General features: G+C 52.6%; 15 protein-coding genes. 7 read left to right on the forward strand and 8 right to left on the reverse strand.

Annotation, left to right across the window (positions count from 1 at the left end; translation table 11 throughout):
* Nucleotides 1-71 precede the first annotated feature (71 nt).
* Together ilvD and AB8Q18_09415 are read right to left on the reverse strand one after the other, a co-directional pair.
* Nucleotides 72-1,928 carry a dihydroxy-acid dehydratase gene (ilvD, locus tag AB8Q18_09410; GenBank protein ID XDZ50412.1) on the reverse strand — a complete coding sequence of 619 codons (1,857 nt, stop codon included), beginning with the start codon at nt 1,926-1,928 and terminating at the stop codon, nt 72-74.
* A gap of 392 nt (nt 1,929-2,320) precedes the next feature.
* Nucleotides 2,321-2,677, reverse strand: a complete 357-nt coding sequence (locus AB8Q18_09415) for a hypothetical protein (GenBank protein ID XDZ50413.1) — start codon at nt 2,675-2,677, stop codon at nt 2,321-2,323.
* Nucleotides 2,678-2,968: 291 nt separating this feature from the next.
* On the opposite strand from AB8Q18_09415, the gene lgt reads away from it, so the two are divergent.
* Both lgt and AB8Q18_09425 read left to right on the forward strand, forming a co-directional pair.
* Entirely contained in the window at nt 2,969-3,829 is an 861-nt protein-coding gene (gene lgt, locus AB8Q18_09420; GenBank protein XDZ50414.1) for a prolipoprotein diacylglyceryl transferase, read from the forward strand.
* A gap of 657 nt (nt 3,830-4,486) precedes the next feature.
* Nucleotides 4,487-4,867 (forward strand): YkgJ family cysteine cluster protein, encoded by a 381-nt coding sequence (locus AB8Q18_09425; protein XDZ50415.1) that lies wholly within the window; start codon nt 4,487-4,489, stop codon nt 4,865-4,867.
* Nucleotides 4,868-4,988: 121 nt separating this feature from the next.
* Here the strand turns inward: AB8Q18_09425 and AB8Q18_09430 are convergent, their stop codons facing one another.
* Together AB8Q18_09430 and AB8Q18_09435 are read right to left on the reverse strand one after the other, a co-directional pair.
* The gene (locus tag AB8Q18_09430) at nt 4,989-5,378 is read right to left on the reverse strand and encodes a DUF4870 family protein (GenBank protein ID XDZ50416.1); all 390 of its coding nucleotides are present in this window, start codon (nt 5,376-5,378) and stop codon (nt 4,989-4,991) included.
* A 5-nt stretch (nt 5,379-5,383) separates the two neighbouring features.
* Nucleotides 5,384-5,746 carry a DUF4870 family protein gene (locus AB8Q18_09435; protein ID XDZ50417.1) on the reverse strand — a complete coding sequence of 121 codons (363 nt, stop codon included), beginning with the start codon at nt 5,744-5,746 and terminating at the stop codon, nt 5,384-5,386.
* Between the two features lie 202 nt (nt 5,747-5,948).
* On the opposite strand from AB8Q18_09435, the gene AB8Q18_09440 reads away from it, so the two are divergent.
* Together AB8Q18_09440 and coaD are read left to right on the forward strand one after the other, a co-directional pair.
* Nucleotides 5,949-7,076: a beta-ketoacyl-ACP synthase III gene (locus AB8Q18_09440; protein XDZ50418.1), complete on the forward strand. Its 1,128-nt coding sequence runs from the start codon at nt 5,949-5,951 to the stop codon at nt 7,074-7,076.
* Between the two features lie 5 nt (nt 7,077-7,081).
* Nucleotides 7,082-7,600, forward strand: a complete 519-nt coding sequence (gene coaD, locus AB8Q18_09445; protein ID XDZ50419.1) for a pantetheine-phosphate adenylyltransferase — start codon at nt 7,082-7,084, stop codon at nt 7,598-7,600.
* Nucleotides 7,601-7,662: 62 nt separating this feature from the next.
* On the opposite strand, the gene AB8Q18_09450 is transcribed toward coaD, so the two are convergent.
* Nucleotides 7,663-7,878, reverse strand: coding sequence for a hypothetical protein (locus AB8Q18_09450; protein XDZ50420.1), 216 nt, complete (start codon nt 7,876-7,878; stop codon nt 7,663-7,665).
* Between the two features lie 77 nt (nt 7,879-7,955).
* Entirely contained in the window at nt 7,956-8,540 is a 585-nt protein-coding gene (locus tag AB8Q18_09455) for a C40 family peptidase (protein XDZ50421.1), read from the reverse strand.
* 101 nt (nt 8,541-8,641) lie between these two features.
* Here AB8Q18_09455 and AB8Q18_09460 point away from each other — a divergent pair, with 101 nt between their 5' ends.
* Complete coding sequence (locus AB8Q18_09460) at nt 8,642-10,315, forward strand: ABC1 kinase family protein (GenBank protein XDZ50422.1); 1,674 nt, start codon at nt 8,642-8,644, stop codon at nt 10,313-10,315.
* 54 nt (nt 10,316-10,369) lie between these two features.
* Here AB8Q18_09460 and AB8Q18_09465 read toward each other — a convergent pair whose 3' ends face one another.
* On the reverse strand, nt 10,370-10,843 hold the full coding sequence (locus AB8Q18_09465; protein XDZ50423.1) for a hypothetical protein: 474 nt from the start codon (nt 10,841-10,843) through the stop codon (nt 10,370-10,372).
* Nucleotides 10,844-11,032: 189 nt separating this feature from the next.
* Between AB8Q18_09465 and AB8Q18_09470 the strand changes: the two genes are divergently transcribed.
* Entirely contained in the window at nt 11,033-11,764 is a 732-nt protein-coding gene (locus AB8Q18_09470; GenBank protein ID XDZ50424.1) for a response regulator, read from the forward strand.
* Nucleotides 11,761-13,161, forward strand: a complete 1,401-nt coding sequence (locus AB8Q18_09475) for an ATP-binding protein (protein XDZ50425.1) — start codon at nt 11,761-11,763, stop codon at nt 13,159-13,161. The genes AB8Q18_09470 and AB8Q18_09475 overlap by 4 nt, the downstream gene beginning before the upstream one ends.
* On the opposite strand, the gene AB8Q18_09480 is transcribed toward AB8Q18_09475, so the two are convergent.
* Nucleotides 13,158-13,943 (reverse strand): pyrroline-5-carboxylate reductase, encoded by a 786-nt coding sequence (locus tag AB8Q18_09480; GenBank protein ID XDZ50426.1) that lies wholly within the window; start codon nt 13,941-13,943, stop codon nt 13,158-13,160. The genes AB8Q18_09475 and AB8Q18_09480 overlap by 4 nt on opposite strands.
* Nucleotides 13,944-14,037: the final 94 nt, after the last annotated feature.

The raw sequence follows: 14,037 nt of genomic DNA on the forward strand, positions 1-14,037 counted from the left end.
TATTCTAAATCATTAATGCTAAAAAAACCCACTAACCTTTAAGTTAGTGGGTTAAATCAAGCTTTTAAAGCTTATTTTTCGACCTGACTCACGTCACGTACGGCACCTGTGTCGGCACTCGTGGTCATGGCAGCGTAGGCGCGCAAGGCAGCAGACACATAGCGCTCACGGTTCACTGGCTTCCACGCTTGTTTGCCGCGGGCGTTCATCTCATCGCGGCGGCTAGCCAACTCAGCGTCGCTTACCGCCAAATGGATGGTGCGGTTTGGAATGTCAATTTCAACCGTATCGCCTTCATGCACCAAACCGATTGCCCCACCCTCAGCCGCTTCTGGCGACGCATGGCCAATCGACAAGCCTGACGTACCGCCAGAGAAGCGGCCATCGGTCAACAAGGCGCAGGCCTTGCCTAAGCCTTTTGACTTAAGGTAAGACGTTGGGTACAGCATCTCTTGCATGCCTGGACCGCCTTTGGGCCCTTCGTAACGAATGATCACGATGTCCCCTGCCACCACTTGATCAGCTAAAATACTGGCCACCGCATCGTCTTGACTTTCATATACGCGGGCACGCCCGGTAAATTTCAAGATGCTATCGTCCACGCCAGCGGTTTTCACAATACAGCCACGCTCAGCAATATTGCCGTACAGCACGGCCAAACCGCCGTCCTGTGAGTAGGCGTGCGCTAAATCGCGAATACAGCCTTCAGCACGATCGTTGTCAATGCTGGGGTAATGACGGTCTTGGCTAAAAGCTTGAGTGGTGCGAATGCCGCCAGGCGCAGCCAAGAAGCGTTGATGCGCTTCTGAGTCAGGTGCATTCACCATAATATCCCAACGCTTAAAGGCTTCTGCCATGCTTGGGCTGTGTACCGTTGGCAACTGGTTATGAATCAATCCAGCCCGATCCAACTCTGCCAAAATACCCATCACGCCACCCGCACGGTGCACGTCTTCCATGTGATACTTCTGCGTAGACGGCGCGACTTTGCACAAACACGGTACTTTACGGCTGATTTGGTCAATGTCGGCCATTTTGAAATCTAAGCCGGCTTCGGAAGCCGCGGCCAAAAGGTGTAAAACCGTGTTGGTAGAACCGCCCATAGAGACATCTAGCGCCATGGCGTTTTCAAACGCCTGTTTAGTGGCGATGTTACGCGGCAACACGCTGTCGTCATCTTGCTCATAATAGCGTTTGGCCAAATCCACAATGGTGCGGCCCGCTTCTAAGAATAACGCCTTACGTTTGGCGTGCGTTGCCAAGAGTGAGCCGTTACCCGGCAATGATAGGCCTAATGCTTCGGTTAAGCAGTTCATTGAGTTGGCGGTAAACATGCCTGAACAAGAGCCACAGGTAGGACAAGCCGAACGCTCGGTTTCGTCTACTTGGGCGTCGCTGATTTTGTCGTTGGCCGCATCCACCATGGCGTCTACTAGGTCTAGCTTACGGATTTGGTTGTCAATGCTGATGACTTTACCGGCTTCCATTGGCCCACCGGACACAAAAATAACCGGAATATTGAGGCGCATCGCGGCCATCAACATCCCTGGGGTGATCTTGTCGCAGTTGGAAATACACACTAATGCGTCGGCGCAATGGGCATTGACCATATACTCAACCGAATCGGCGATGAGGTCGCGGCTAGGCAAGCTGTACAGCATGCCGCCATGGCCCATGGCAATGCCGTCATCCACGGCAATGGTGTTGAATTCTTTGGCGACGCCGCCATGCGCTTCAATCTCGCGGGCCACCATTTGGCCGAGATCTTTTAAATGTACGTGGCCAGGCACAAACTGAGTAAACGAGTTAGCAATGGCAATGATGGGCTTACCGAAGTCGGTGTCGGTCATGCCGGTGGCGCGCCATAGGGCCCGTGCACCAGCCATATTGCGACCATGGGTGGACGTTTTTGAACGATATTGTGGCATGCTGATTCCTTTAGGCAGGCGAACGCTTCTGGGTTCGTCCTGCAGTTCCTTAAATAAACAAACAGACGCAGCAGGCTATTATTGATTGTTTCTGCTGTGGTCACGGCCAAGGGTAAAGGCCATGCATAGCGCGACAAGGGTACAACTGGGCTGCAATTGCAGGCCAGTATGGTCGGCTATGGTGATGAACGGGTATCTTTTAGCCCCAGCCCATCGACACGTCAAAATGCGGCTTCGGCCACGGCCCTCAGCGTGAGGGGCGCAACCGATAAAAAAAGAGGCTTTTAAGCGCTCGGTCAGTCTTCCTTTTTACTGCATTCCGTTGGAAAACTCAATAGAGATTAGCCATCTTAGACAGCTTGTAGAGCCGCCATGGCCAGCCTATGGCTGCGCTATTCATAAATGTGCAGCAATAGCCGCAGCAAGAAATGCCCCACTAAATAGCCCACAAATCCCCACTCCAAGGCACGCAGGATCCGACTCAACGATCGGATGTGGGCGTAATCGGGCACGGCTGCGGCAATCTGGGGCGGCGGCTGCCTATTTTGCACCACCCAGTTTAAAAGATGCTGGTAACGATGGCATAAGAGACTGAGCCATACGTAGTCGGCGCGGGGACTACCCGCCTGCCGATACAGGGCTTCATCGGTTTTTAAAGCGCTAATCAAGCGTCTGGTGCGTACCTGCAATACCCCTGCCAACAGCACCATCAGTGCCACCCAAATCAACGGTATCCAACCCCAGCTCATACGTTTACTCCTTTACCCTACGATTCACGAAGAAGGCCTTAGCCCCTTCCCACGCATACCGATTGGCAATCGCGCCAGTGAAGCTTAAAATACCCCTCAGACACAAAGCCTACGCCAATCGCTTATCTTGCCCTATAATGAGCATGGCTCAACACAGGTTTTCATACTATGGTCGGCCATAATGACTTTTTAGGCAAACCAACTGCCTTTTCTATGGTCTGAACGGCTAGGTGTTTCGATGACGATCGCCGAAACGACGTTAAACCCCTTACAAGAGAATATATTCACCATATGATTGTTCACCCTCAATTTGACCCCATCCTCGTGTCGTTAGGGCCGCTGCCCATCCGCTGGTACGCCCTGAGCTACATCGTGGGCTTTGCCCTATTCATCTTTTTGGGTAAGCGCCGCATTAAGGCCGGCAACACCTTTTTCACTGAAAAACTGCTCGATGATTTCGTGATCTGGGGCGTTTTAGGCGTGATCCTAGGCGGCCGTTTAGGCTACATCTTGTTTTATAAATTCGGCGACTATCTGGCCGACCCTTTGTCGATTTTCAAAGTCTGGGAAGGCGGCATGGCCTTTCACGGTGGCTTCATCGGCGTACTGGTGGCCATTTTGCTGTTCGCCATCAAACAAAAACGCTCTTTCTTTGAGGTCTCTGACTTTATTGCCCCTTTAGTACCGCTGGGCTTGGCTTCAGGGCGCATCGGCAACTTCATCAACGGTGAACTATGGGGTCGCGTCACCAGCCCTGACGCATGGTGGGCCATGGGCTTTCCTCAGGCTGCCCACGAAGACATCGCCTACGCCACCACCCACCCACAGTGGATGACGACGCTGGTTGAGCACAATATGCTGCCGCGTCACCCGTCACAGCTGTATCAGTTTGCGCTGGAAGGCCTGTGCTTATTTATCATCGTTTGGCTATTCTCGCGTAAACCACGCCCAGTGGGCCAAGTGTCGGCCTTATTCCTATTGGGCTATGGCTTCTTCCGCTTCTTGGCCGAGTTTGCGCGCGAGCCTGATGACTTCCTAGGCTTATTGGCGTTTAATCTGTCTATGGGCCAGTGGTTAAGCCTGCCCATGATCGTGGCGGGCCTAGCGCTGTTTGTGTATTTCGGCAAAACCCGCGCCGTATCCAAAGTATAAGGCCAACCCATACCGCAACAGCCGCCCTCTTGGGCGGCTGTTTTGCGTTCAATCGCGCGTTTCCTAAAATAAGGGCCACAAAACGACTCCAGCATATTGGGGATTGAGCCTCAAGCCTGGGTCGGTCGTGACCCAGCCTATAAAACTATGGATTGTTCACCGTCGCGTAGGGTGGGTAAAGCGTAGCCTACCCACCACTCCTAACGTGCTCAGGTGCCCACATTTAAAACCCGCGTGGGTCACGACCCACCCTACGCTTAAGGGCTGACGCTGTAGACGTAAAAAAAAGCCTAGGGAACGATACGATAAACCATTGTATCGTCAGCACCAGACCTTAGAGTGAATCCCTATCAGAAAAACATCTCTTAAACGCGCACCAAAAAACCAACCTATTGAATATATTAACCTAATCACCACACACTGCCCCCCGCATGCTATGCTAGAGCACATAACCTTATCAAATCAATCGATTAAGGCCCAATCGCCAATCTGCACGCCTGAACGCAGGGCACTGCTCGAATCCGAGCAAAAAACCAACACTCAACGCCCCATCGCTCAGGCAAATTACAAAAATAAATTGACAGAAAAAAAGCAGATTATTTACTATTTTGGCCGGACCATGAGTCCATGGTCTGCCTTTTTATGCGAAGAATCCTCATGAGCGATCGTCATTTAAGCAGCAACCCCTGCGTCAGCTGCGGCGCCTGTTGCGCCACCTTTCGGGTGTCGTTTTACTGGGCCGAAGCCGATGCCCTAAGCATCGCCCCCGAGTTGACCGAACAGGTCAACGCTTTTTACGGCTGTATGGCCGGCACCAACCAACCGCAGCCTCGCTGCCAAGCACTAGAGGGCGACATCGGCGCTGAAACCCGCTGCCAAATTTACCATCAGCGCCCTGGGCCTTGCCACGAACTACAGGCCGGCGAAGCCAAATGTAATCAGGCCCGCCTACGCCACGGCCTCAGCCCTATTCCCACTCAACCCCTTACCCACCCTCCAGGAGCCAACGATGATGCCCATTTTGATCACGCCAGCTAATTGCCTGTCTCAGCCTGTCTTATAGACAGGCTTTTTTTATGCCTCCTCATGCACCCCCGCCAATAGGCGTAAAAAAACCTGTCCAGAAGACAGGTTTCAGCCAGACCAATGGCGACTTAGGCTAACTCATGGCTCGGCCATCTTGTAGACGAACCAAACCCAGTAACAGCTTGACCAAAAACCACAGCATGATCAAACCCGCACACGCCATGGCGCCAAACGTCCAGCCCCACCTCGGCAGTTGATCCAACAGCAAAGGCCAAACCAAGCCATAGGCCACCATCAAAAGGGGCACTAGGCTCAGCGCCAGCTGCCACCAAAATAGACGAATTAAATAGTTAAGGTGGCTTTCATACAGGGTGCCTTTAAAGTCACCGCGCCGAACATAGGCGTACACCACACCGATCACCGCCACCAATGTGCTCAAGAACAGCGAGACCACAAAGATGATGTACACCATTAAGGTTTCTTGACGGGCGTTAATTGTCGGTGATTCAGCCACAGTATTCACCAGCCTTAACCCACCACGCCCTGATGGTCATTCCACTTCACAAAACCAAAGATGACGCGATACACATACCACACAAAGGCGGCGAACATGATCACAAAGCCAATCAAAATCACCGTGGTTAAAAAACCCAGCACGCTGAGGCCAAACGTCACCCAAATGGTTTTAATCAAATAATTCATGTGGCCATAATAAATGGTGCCCTGAATGTCGTTGCGCCGTATATAGGCATAAATCAAGCCCACTAGGGTACCCACGCCACCCGTCACTAAACCGGCCGCAATGGCGATGTAGACCATTAAGGTTTCTTTACGGGCGTCTAAGGTTGGGCCAGGCTGACCCGTTTCATGCATGATGATGGGTTCTTGCATCGTGTATTCCTCTTAATCAATCATCTAAACAAATAAACACAGCTTACGCTAAGACACTGCGCAAGCCCAATAAATTCCGCTTAAGACAGCTTATTTATAAACTAATCACACTAATCTTTCTGCTGGTTCATATTGCTTTAATCCCCTGTTGCGGCCAAAATAACCCTTTATTTGCCATACCGTGTCTTTTAGGAGGACCACCATGTCGCTCAACACAGCCGTCATCAGCGCCACTGGTTTATATACCCCGCCCCACGCCATCTCCAACGACGAGCTGGTGCACGCGTTTAATACTTATGTAAACCAATACAATGAAGCCCATCAGGCCGACATCACCGCCGGCACGTTGGAAGCTCTGCGCGAATCCAGCTCTGAGTTTATTGAAAAAGCCTCCGGCATTAAGAGTCGCTACGTGTTAGACAAAGTGGGGATTCTAGACCCCAACCTCATGCGCCCTAATCTGCCTGAGCGCAGCAACGAAGAGCTGTCGATTCAGGCCGAAATGGGTGTAGAAGCAGCTAAAGCGGCACTGAATAAGGCCGGCCTCACCGGCGCCGACATCGACATGGTGATCGTGGCTTGCTCCAATATGCAGCGCGCCTACCCCGCCATTTCGGTCGAAATCCAAGCCGCCTTAGGCTGCCAAGGCTTTGCCTTCGACATGAACGTGGCCTGCTCCAGCGCCACCTTCGGCCTGCAAACGGCACAAAATGCCGTACTGGCTGGCTCTGCTCGTCGCGTGTTGATGGTGAATGCTGAAATTTGCTCGGCCCACCTTAACTTTCGCGAACGCGACAGCCACTTTATTTTTGGCGATGCGGCCACCGCCGTCATCGTCGAGCGCGCCGATCTGGTTGACGCCCACGCGGGCTTTGACATCATTGGCTGTCAGCTGTGGACTCAGTTTTCCAACAGTATTCGCAACAATGCCGGCTTTTTAAATCGCTGCGCCCCTGAACACGCCCAAGACGCCGACAAATTATTCGTGCAAAATGGCCGTAAAGTATTTAAAGAAGTTTGCCCAGCCGTGGGCGAACACATTGTGAGCCATTTGGCCGCGGTTAACCTACCGGCCGAACAGGTCACCCGCTTTTGGCTGCACCAGGCCAATCTGAGCATGAATGAATTGATCGCCAAACGCGTGCTGGGCCGTAGCGCCAGCCGTGAAGAAGCGCCCATCATTCTAGACCAGTACGCCAACACCAGCTCTGCCGGCTCCATCATCGCTCTGCACCTACATCACGAAGGCATGCAGCCTGGTGATTATGGCGTGGTGTCTAGCTTTGGTGCCGGTTATTCGATTGGCTCAGTGATCCTACAAAAGAGATAAAGCCCATGCCTCCCAGCAAGCAAAAAAAACGCGCCGTCTATGCCGGCAGCTTTGACCCCCCCACCAACGGCCATCTGTGGATGATCCGTAAGGCGCAAGACCTATTCGATGAGTTGGTGGTGGCCATTGGCGTCAATCCAGACAAACGCTGCACCTTCAGCATTGATGAGCGCCAATTTATGCTGCGCGAAATCACCCGCGGCTTTCCCAACGTTCGGATTGCCGTATTTGAACATCAGTTTTTGGTGAACTACGCCCAAAGCATTGACGCTGACTACATTGTGCGCGGCATCCGCACGGCGTCCGACTACGAATACGAGCGCTCCATGCGCTACATCAATTCAGACATGCAGCCGGATGTGGCCACCGTATTCCTCATGCCGCCGCGAGAGTATGCGGAAGTATCGTCCACCATGGTCAAAGGCATGGTAGGACCAAAAGACTGGCAAGAAGTCATCAAGCAATACGTGCCCGACGCCGTGTATGAAAAAATCATGCAGGATCATTTATACTCAGCCCGCTAGCTTTTCATCGCGACAAAAAAACCGAAACGGCGACCCGTTTCGGTTTTTTCATCTTTACTGGCCTATTTTTGATAGGGGTTAGTTAAACCCTGCATCAACACCATCAAATAATCTTTAACCTGAGCCTCAGTACAGCCCATTAAAATCGCGTCTTCCAACGCATCCTGAGCCAGCTGTTGCAGCTCTTCTAGGTTTTCTGTCATCACCTTGATTTTCTCGGTACACGACACGATTTGGCCATCTTCGCCCCGCCAAACGGGCATTTCAGGTAAATTCATTGACACTCTTCTTCTCAATTAACAGGCAGCCATAACGCTGCCAGAAGGCATACACATCCCACGCCCTACTGACTCAATTACTTAACAAACTTCGCCGTATTCATGGTTTGGTGATTAATGCGGCGAGCGCCGTTAAAGCGCTTAGACCAATAGCTGTTGGTCATGCTGGTGATCTCAACCGTTTTGCCCGTACGGGGCGATTGAATAAAACGATCATTGCCCAAATACATGCCCACGTGCGAATTCGCAAACCCGCGGGTGTTAAAAAACACCAAATCGCCCGGCATTAAATCAGATCGACTCACCGCTTGGCCAACTTTAGCCATTTCAGCAGAAGTGCGTGGTAAGTTGATGCGAAACGACTGCTTGAAGATGTATTGAATAAAACCACTGCAATCTAGACCTTGGGCTGGGGAAGAGCCACCAAACTTATAGGCCACGCCTAAAAGCCCCATGGCGTTCATGATTAAATCACCTACCTGCTCTTTATTCATGTCGCGCGTGTCTGCGGCAGAAGCCACCGGCATCGCTTCGCCACGGCCTTTAATCACGATGCTTTGCTGTTGCTTTTGGGCAATCAAATCATCTAGAGGGTCCGCCGGCGCTAGGCCAACCCAAGCGCCTAACACCAAGGCAAACGCCTTGTGCCAATAATTATTCATAAAGTTCACTATATAAAGCCCAAGCGTCCGTAAGGTGATGTACGCACGATTAGGGTATGTTATTCTCTAGGCATTGTGTTACATCCATCCTAAGGCTGTTTATGATCACCAAAACCTTCATTGCACTGCGCGATTTGCCCCGTCTCAAACAAATTGTGAGCATTTTGGCCAAACATGGCCTGGGCAGCTTTATTCAACGCATGAAGTTGATGAAGTTATTCAACCGAAAAGCCTTAAGCGAACACAATACCACTCATAAAAAGTATCTGACCACGCCACAACGGTTTCGTATGGCCTTCGAAGAACTCGGCCCCACCTTCATTAAGCTGGGACAAATTCTGTCTACTCGGGTCGACATGTTCCCGCCAGAATGGACCAGCGAGTTTGCCAAGTTACAAAATGACGTCCAACCCATGGGCACAGAAGTCATTCAAGTATTGGTTACCGAACGGCTTAAACAGCCTATCCCTTCGGTATTTGATTATTTTAGCCCCGAGCCCATCGGCAGTGCATCGATCGCTCAGGTGCATCGTGCCACCCTCAAAACGGGGGAGGACGTGGTGGTCAAGGTCAAAAGACCCAATATCGAAGCCAAAATTCAGGCCGACCTACGCATTTTAACCTATTTAACCAAACTTATGGAATCAGAAATACCAGAATTGCGTCGATATCAGCCCACACAAATGCTGCACTACTTTACCAAAAGCCTGGCCAAAGAGCTTAATTTATCAATAGAACGCCGATACTTACAGCGTTTTAACGATACCTTTAGTCACGACCCAACGGTAAACGTTCCCTTGGTGTATCCAGAATACTCTAGCCATGACATCTTGGTAGAAAGCTTTGTGGCCGATACCTTATTGACCCATCTCGACCTTGCCACGCTTAGCCACGATGATCGGCACCAGATCGCCAGCCACATTGCCGATGCCATTTTAAGCATGATCCTCAAGCACGGTTTCTTCCACGCCGATCCACATCCAGGCAATATTTTAGTCGGCGCCGACCACAAGATCACCTTCATCGACTTTGGTCTAGTCGGGCATTTAAGCAACACTCGCCGCAAAGAGCTCATCAACCTCATCAACGCGCTGGTGGAGCGCGACCAAATGGAGATGCAGTTTGTGCTCAGCAACTGGGCTCAAGGCGATCTGCCCGACGAAACCCAGCTGGGCATGGACGTCTTGGAAATGATGCTCAACTACGAACATCTGCCGATGAAGGATTTAAAGATCAGCCAAGTCATCCACGACATCACCAGCGTCATGCGCGAACACGAGCTCACGCTGCCGCCTGATTTAGTGATGCTGTTTAAAACCTTAATCACCCTAGAAGGCGTGGTCAAAAACCTAGACGGCGAATTTCAACTGCTAGAACACACCAAGCCGCTGGTCATGGCCGCCATCAAAAGCCAGGCCAGTCCGCGCCATCTACAGCAAAAACTGAAGGCCCAAAGTCGACTCTTTGCCCAATTTGCCAGCGATTTACCGGCCAACATCGTCGGCCTCAACCGCAAGCTCAAACGCGGCCAGCTCAGCCTGAATCTGGACGTCAAACGGCTGGAGCAGTTCGGCCACCAAATCGACAAAAGCGCCAACCGACTCACCATGGGCATCGTCACAGGATCCCTGATCATCGGCTCATCTATCGTGATGTCCATCAACGCCGGGCCCAAAATATTTGGCCTGTCCTTTTTCGGCTTCATCGGCTATATGCTGGCCTTTTTCAACAGCGTCTGGCTGATTTGGTCCATTTGGCGTTCCAGCAAAAACTAAACCACGCAAAAAGCCACCGCAAAGGTGGCTTTTCATCATCACAACAGCGCCCGCTTACTGACCACTGCGATCAAAGTAACCACGGTCGGCCATACGCTCACACATACCAGCTTTGCGTGGTTCAGCTGGGAAGGCAACGCCTTTTTCTTTGGCTCGCTGCAACAGCGTTTTGTGCTGCTGATTCTGCACGCGCTTACAGCTGTTGTAATCCTTACTGTTCATAATCTGATCGTGGTAGGTCTGCGCCTCAGCTTGGGTCAATAAGCCTGCGGCCACACCGCCGGAACGGTGACCATTAGGCCCTTGCTGCCAGTGCTGACCACGTTGATGATCGCCGCGAGGGCCCATCCGATGGCCACCCTGCCAATGACCACCTTGCCATTGGCGCTGGCCTTGAGTGGCGCTGGTGCCACTGTCGCGCTCCACGGTGACGCCAGGAATGGCGCCGTTGACGGTATTGGCCTGGGCTAAACCGGTGGCGGCCATGGTGAGGGCTAAAGAGAGGCTAAGAATCATGTGCTTGTTCATAAGGGTGTCTCCTGTCATTAATAATAAACTGCAAACTCAATCACTTGATGACACCATTACACCATAAACATGTAACATGGCTATGTCAAAAAACCCCTATTTTGTCACCCATTGCAACAAAGACTGCCTTTGATACAAAGTGTTACAAAATCATCCGTTTCTCGCTTCAAATCAAGATAGAATAAGCACATGGATACTTTAGATCATATTTTAGTGGTCGACGACGACGTCGAAATCTGCCAACTTTTAAGCCAATACTTAAATAAGAATGGTTATAAAACCAGCATTGCCCACGAGGGTCGTGCCATGTGGCAGATTCTGGACACCACCCACATCGACCTCATCGTGCTCGACCTGATGCTGCCAGGCGACGACGGCCTCACCTTATGCCGCAACTTAAGGGCCCAGTCCAATATTCCCGTCATCATGTTGACGGCCCTTGGTGAAGAAACCGATCGCATCATCGGTCTGGAGATGGGCGCCGACGACTATCTGCCCAAGCCATTTAGTGCCCGCGAACTATTGGCGCGGATTAAAGGCGTGCTGCGCCGTACCCGCACCTTGCCACCTAGCTCGCGCCTAAACAAACAGCAGGCGCCAGCCAAATGGCGCTTCGGCCCCTGGCTCTTAGACAGCAGCCAGCGCCACCTCATCGACGCCAACGGCGTGATGACGGCGCTCAGCAGCACTGAATATCGCTTATTGCTGGTGTTTCTCAACCACCCAGAACACGTTTTAAGCCGCGATCAATTGATGGACTTAACCCAAGGCCGCGACGCCAACCCGCTGGACCGCATCATCGACGTTCAGGTCAGCCGCCTGCGTGCACGATTGCAAGACGACCCGAAAGAACCAACCCTCATCAAAACCGTTCGTAACGAAGGCTATGTATTGGCCGTACCGGTTGAGCTGGTGTCATGAAGCGCTTCTTGCCCAATTCCCTATTCGGGCGCTTAATCTTGGTGCTGTTTACCGGCCTCTTGATTTCCCAGCTCATCAGCCAATTCATCAACCATGAAGAGCGCGGCCTATTGCTGTCTGAAAACGCCAGCCGCCAAGCCGCCCACCACATTGCCGACACAGTCCAGCTACTGGAGCCGCTCAGCCCAGAAGCGCGGGCGCGCGCCGTGGCGCTGTGGCCCAATATTCGCCTACGCGACCAGCCCTTTAGCCTACGTGGCCGTAACCCTAGCAACAGCCGCTCCGAGAACCGCTTCAGCGCCTGGCTGGCCCAAACCCTCGGGCCCGACTATCGCTACAGCGTCAGCCCCATGCCAGGGCGCATGATGCGCGGTGAACACCACGGCGGGGGCGGCGAACGCGGCGGCGGACCTTATGGCCCCAGACCAGAAGAGCGCGCTAACCCAGCAGATGCCGTCACCTTCTTGGTACAAGTACCGCTTAAAGATGGCCAATGGCTGCTCTTTAACAGCAGTATTCCCAAAGCCTCAAGCTGGTTGCCTTCACGAGCCCTGACCAATATTGCTCTATTGCTACTGGTGGTTCTGGCCCTCTCCTACCTGGCCGTGCGCTCACTCACGCGGCCGCTACAAAAACTGTCTAAGGCCGCCGACGCACTGGGACGCAACATCAACCAAGCGCCGATCCCAGAAACCGGCCCCACCGAAATTCGCCAGGTGGCGCGTGCGTTTAACCTGATGCAAGGTCGCTTACAAAGCTATATTCAAGACCGTACCCACGTCTTCTCAGCCATGTCGCACGATTTAAAAACCCCGATCACGCGCATGCGCTTACGCACTGACTTACTCGACGATGAGGCACTGCGGGAACGTTTTGAAAAAGACTTGAAAGAAATGGAAACCATGGTCACCGAGGCGCTGGCATTCATGAAGGGCTTAGACAACCACACTCCGGCTCAAGCCATCAATCCGCTGGCCCTTTTACAAAGCATCCAAACGGATTATCTCGAAGCCGATAAACCTGTCAGCCTCGAAGGCGACAGTACGCCGCCGCTGTGGGGACAAGCCGCCTTACTCAAGCGAGCCTTAGTCAACCTCATCGACAACGCCCTCTTCTACGGTCAGCGTGCCGACATCCAGCTACACCACGATGCCAGCGGCCTGAGCATCGACATTTTAGACGCTGGCCCTGGCATCAGCGCCGAGGTGCAAGAAAAGGTTTTCCAACCGTTTTTCCGAGTGGAAACCTCACGCAATCGAGACACTGGCGGCACCGGCCTTGGCCTGAGCATTGCCCGCAACATCATCCACAGCCACGGCGGCGACCTCAGCCTGCACAACCGCCCAGAAGGCGGCCTCAAGGTCAGCATTAAGCTGCCCTACAATACCCCCGACTAAACCCCCGCCCAGGCCTGCGGCTGAGTAATTTTAACAAAAGCCGCATCAATGGCCTGACGCAGAGCCTGATCGCCGCCGTTTTGGCTAAATGCAGTGGCGATCAGCTCATTGGTGCCGCCAGGCGTAGAGTGTGCCTGCTGCAAAGCCTTAAAGTCCACTTGATCGCCCTGAATTTGCTGCGCTAAATTCACAAACAGCTTGGCCAAATAAGGGGCACACACCTCGGGTGCCAAACCTTGAGCGCTTAACCACGCCTGACACTGAGCCATAAAGTGGTAATGCACCCCCATAAACGAGCCGGCGGTCATGAACACATTCAGCTCATGCTCGGTCTGCGCCACCACCACGCCGCCTAAAGCGGTAAAAATATGCGCCAGTTCATCGTCCTGTGGATAAATCGGCGTCATGCTTTGGTGCTGCGCCACAAACGGCAGCGGCACCGCCCGCAGTACCGTCCCAACGCCACCGGTCCAATCCTCGACCGTCGCTTGCGTGGCCGTTGCCATTAAACTGACGATTTTTTGCCCAGGCTTAAACCTCAGCCCACGCAAAACCGTTTCGGCCATTTGCGTGCGCAAGGCCACGAACACCATATCGGCCCCATCCACAATCTGCTGATTATCGATGGCAATGCTTACCGTCGCCACATCTTGGGCTAAAGCAGCCGCTATATCTGCATTGCGCGCCGAAATCAAAATTGAGCTGATTGGCATCGCCGTTTGGCTCAAGCCTCGAATAATGGCGTCGGTAATGACGCCCGTGCCAATAAAACCTAGTCTCATCTCATCCCTCTCGTCGTTTCATCAATCCATATAAGAACGTTTATTTATAACTGAATTAAAAGCAGTCGTCTATTTTGCCTTGCTGCGCCCTTGC

The organism is Neisseriaceae bacterium CLB008 (assembly GCA_041228285.1).
Classification (GTDB): domain Bacteria; phylum Pseudomonadota; class Gammaproteobacteria; order Burkholderiales; family Neisseriaceae; genus JAGNPU01.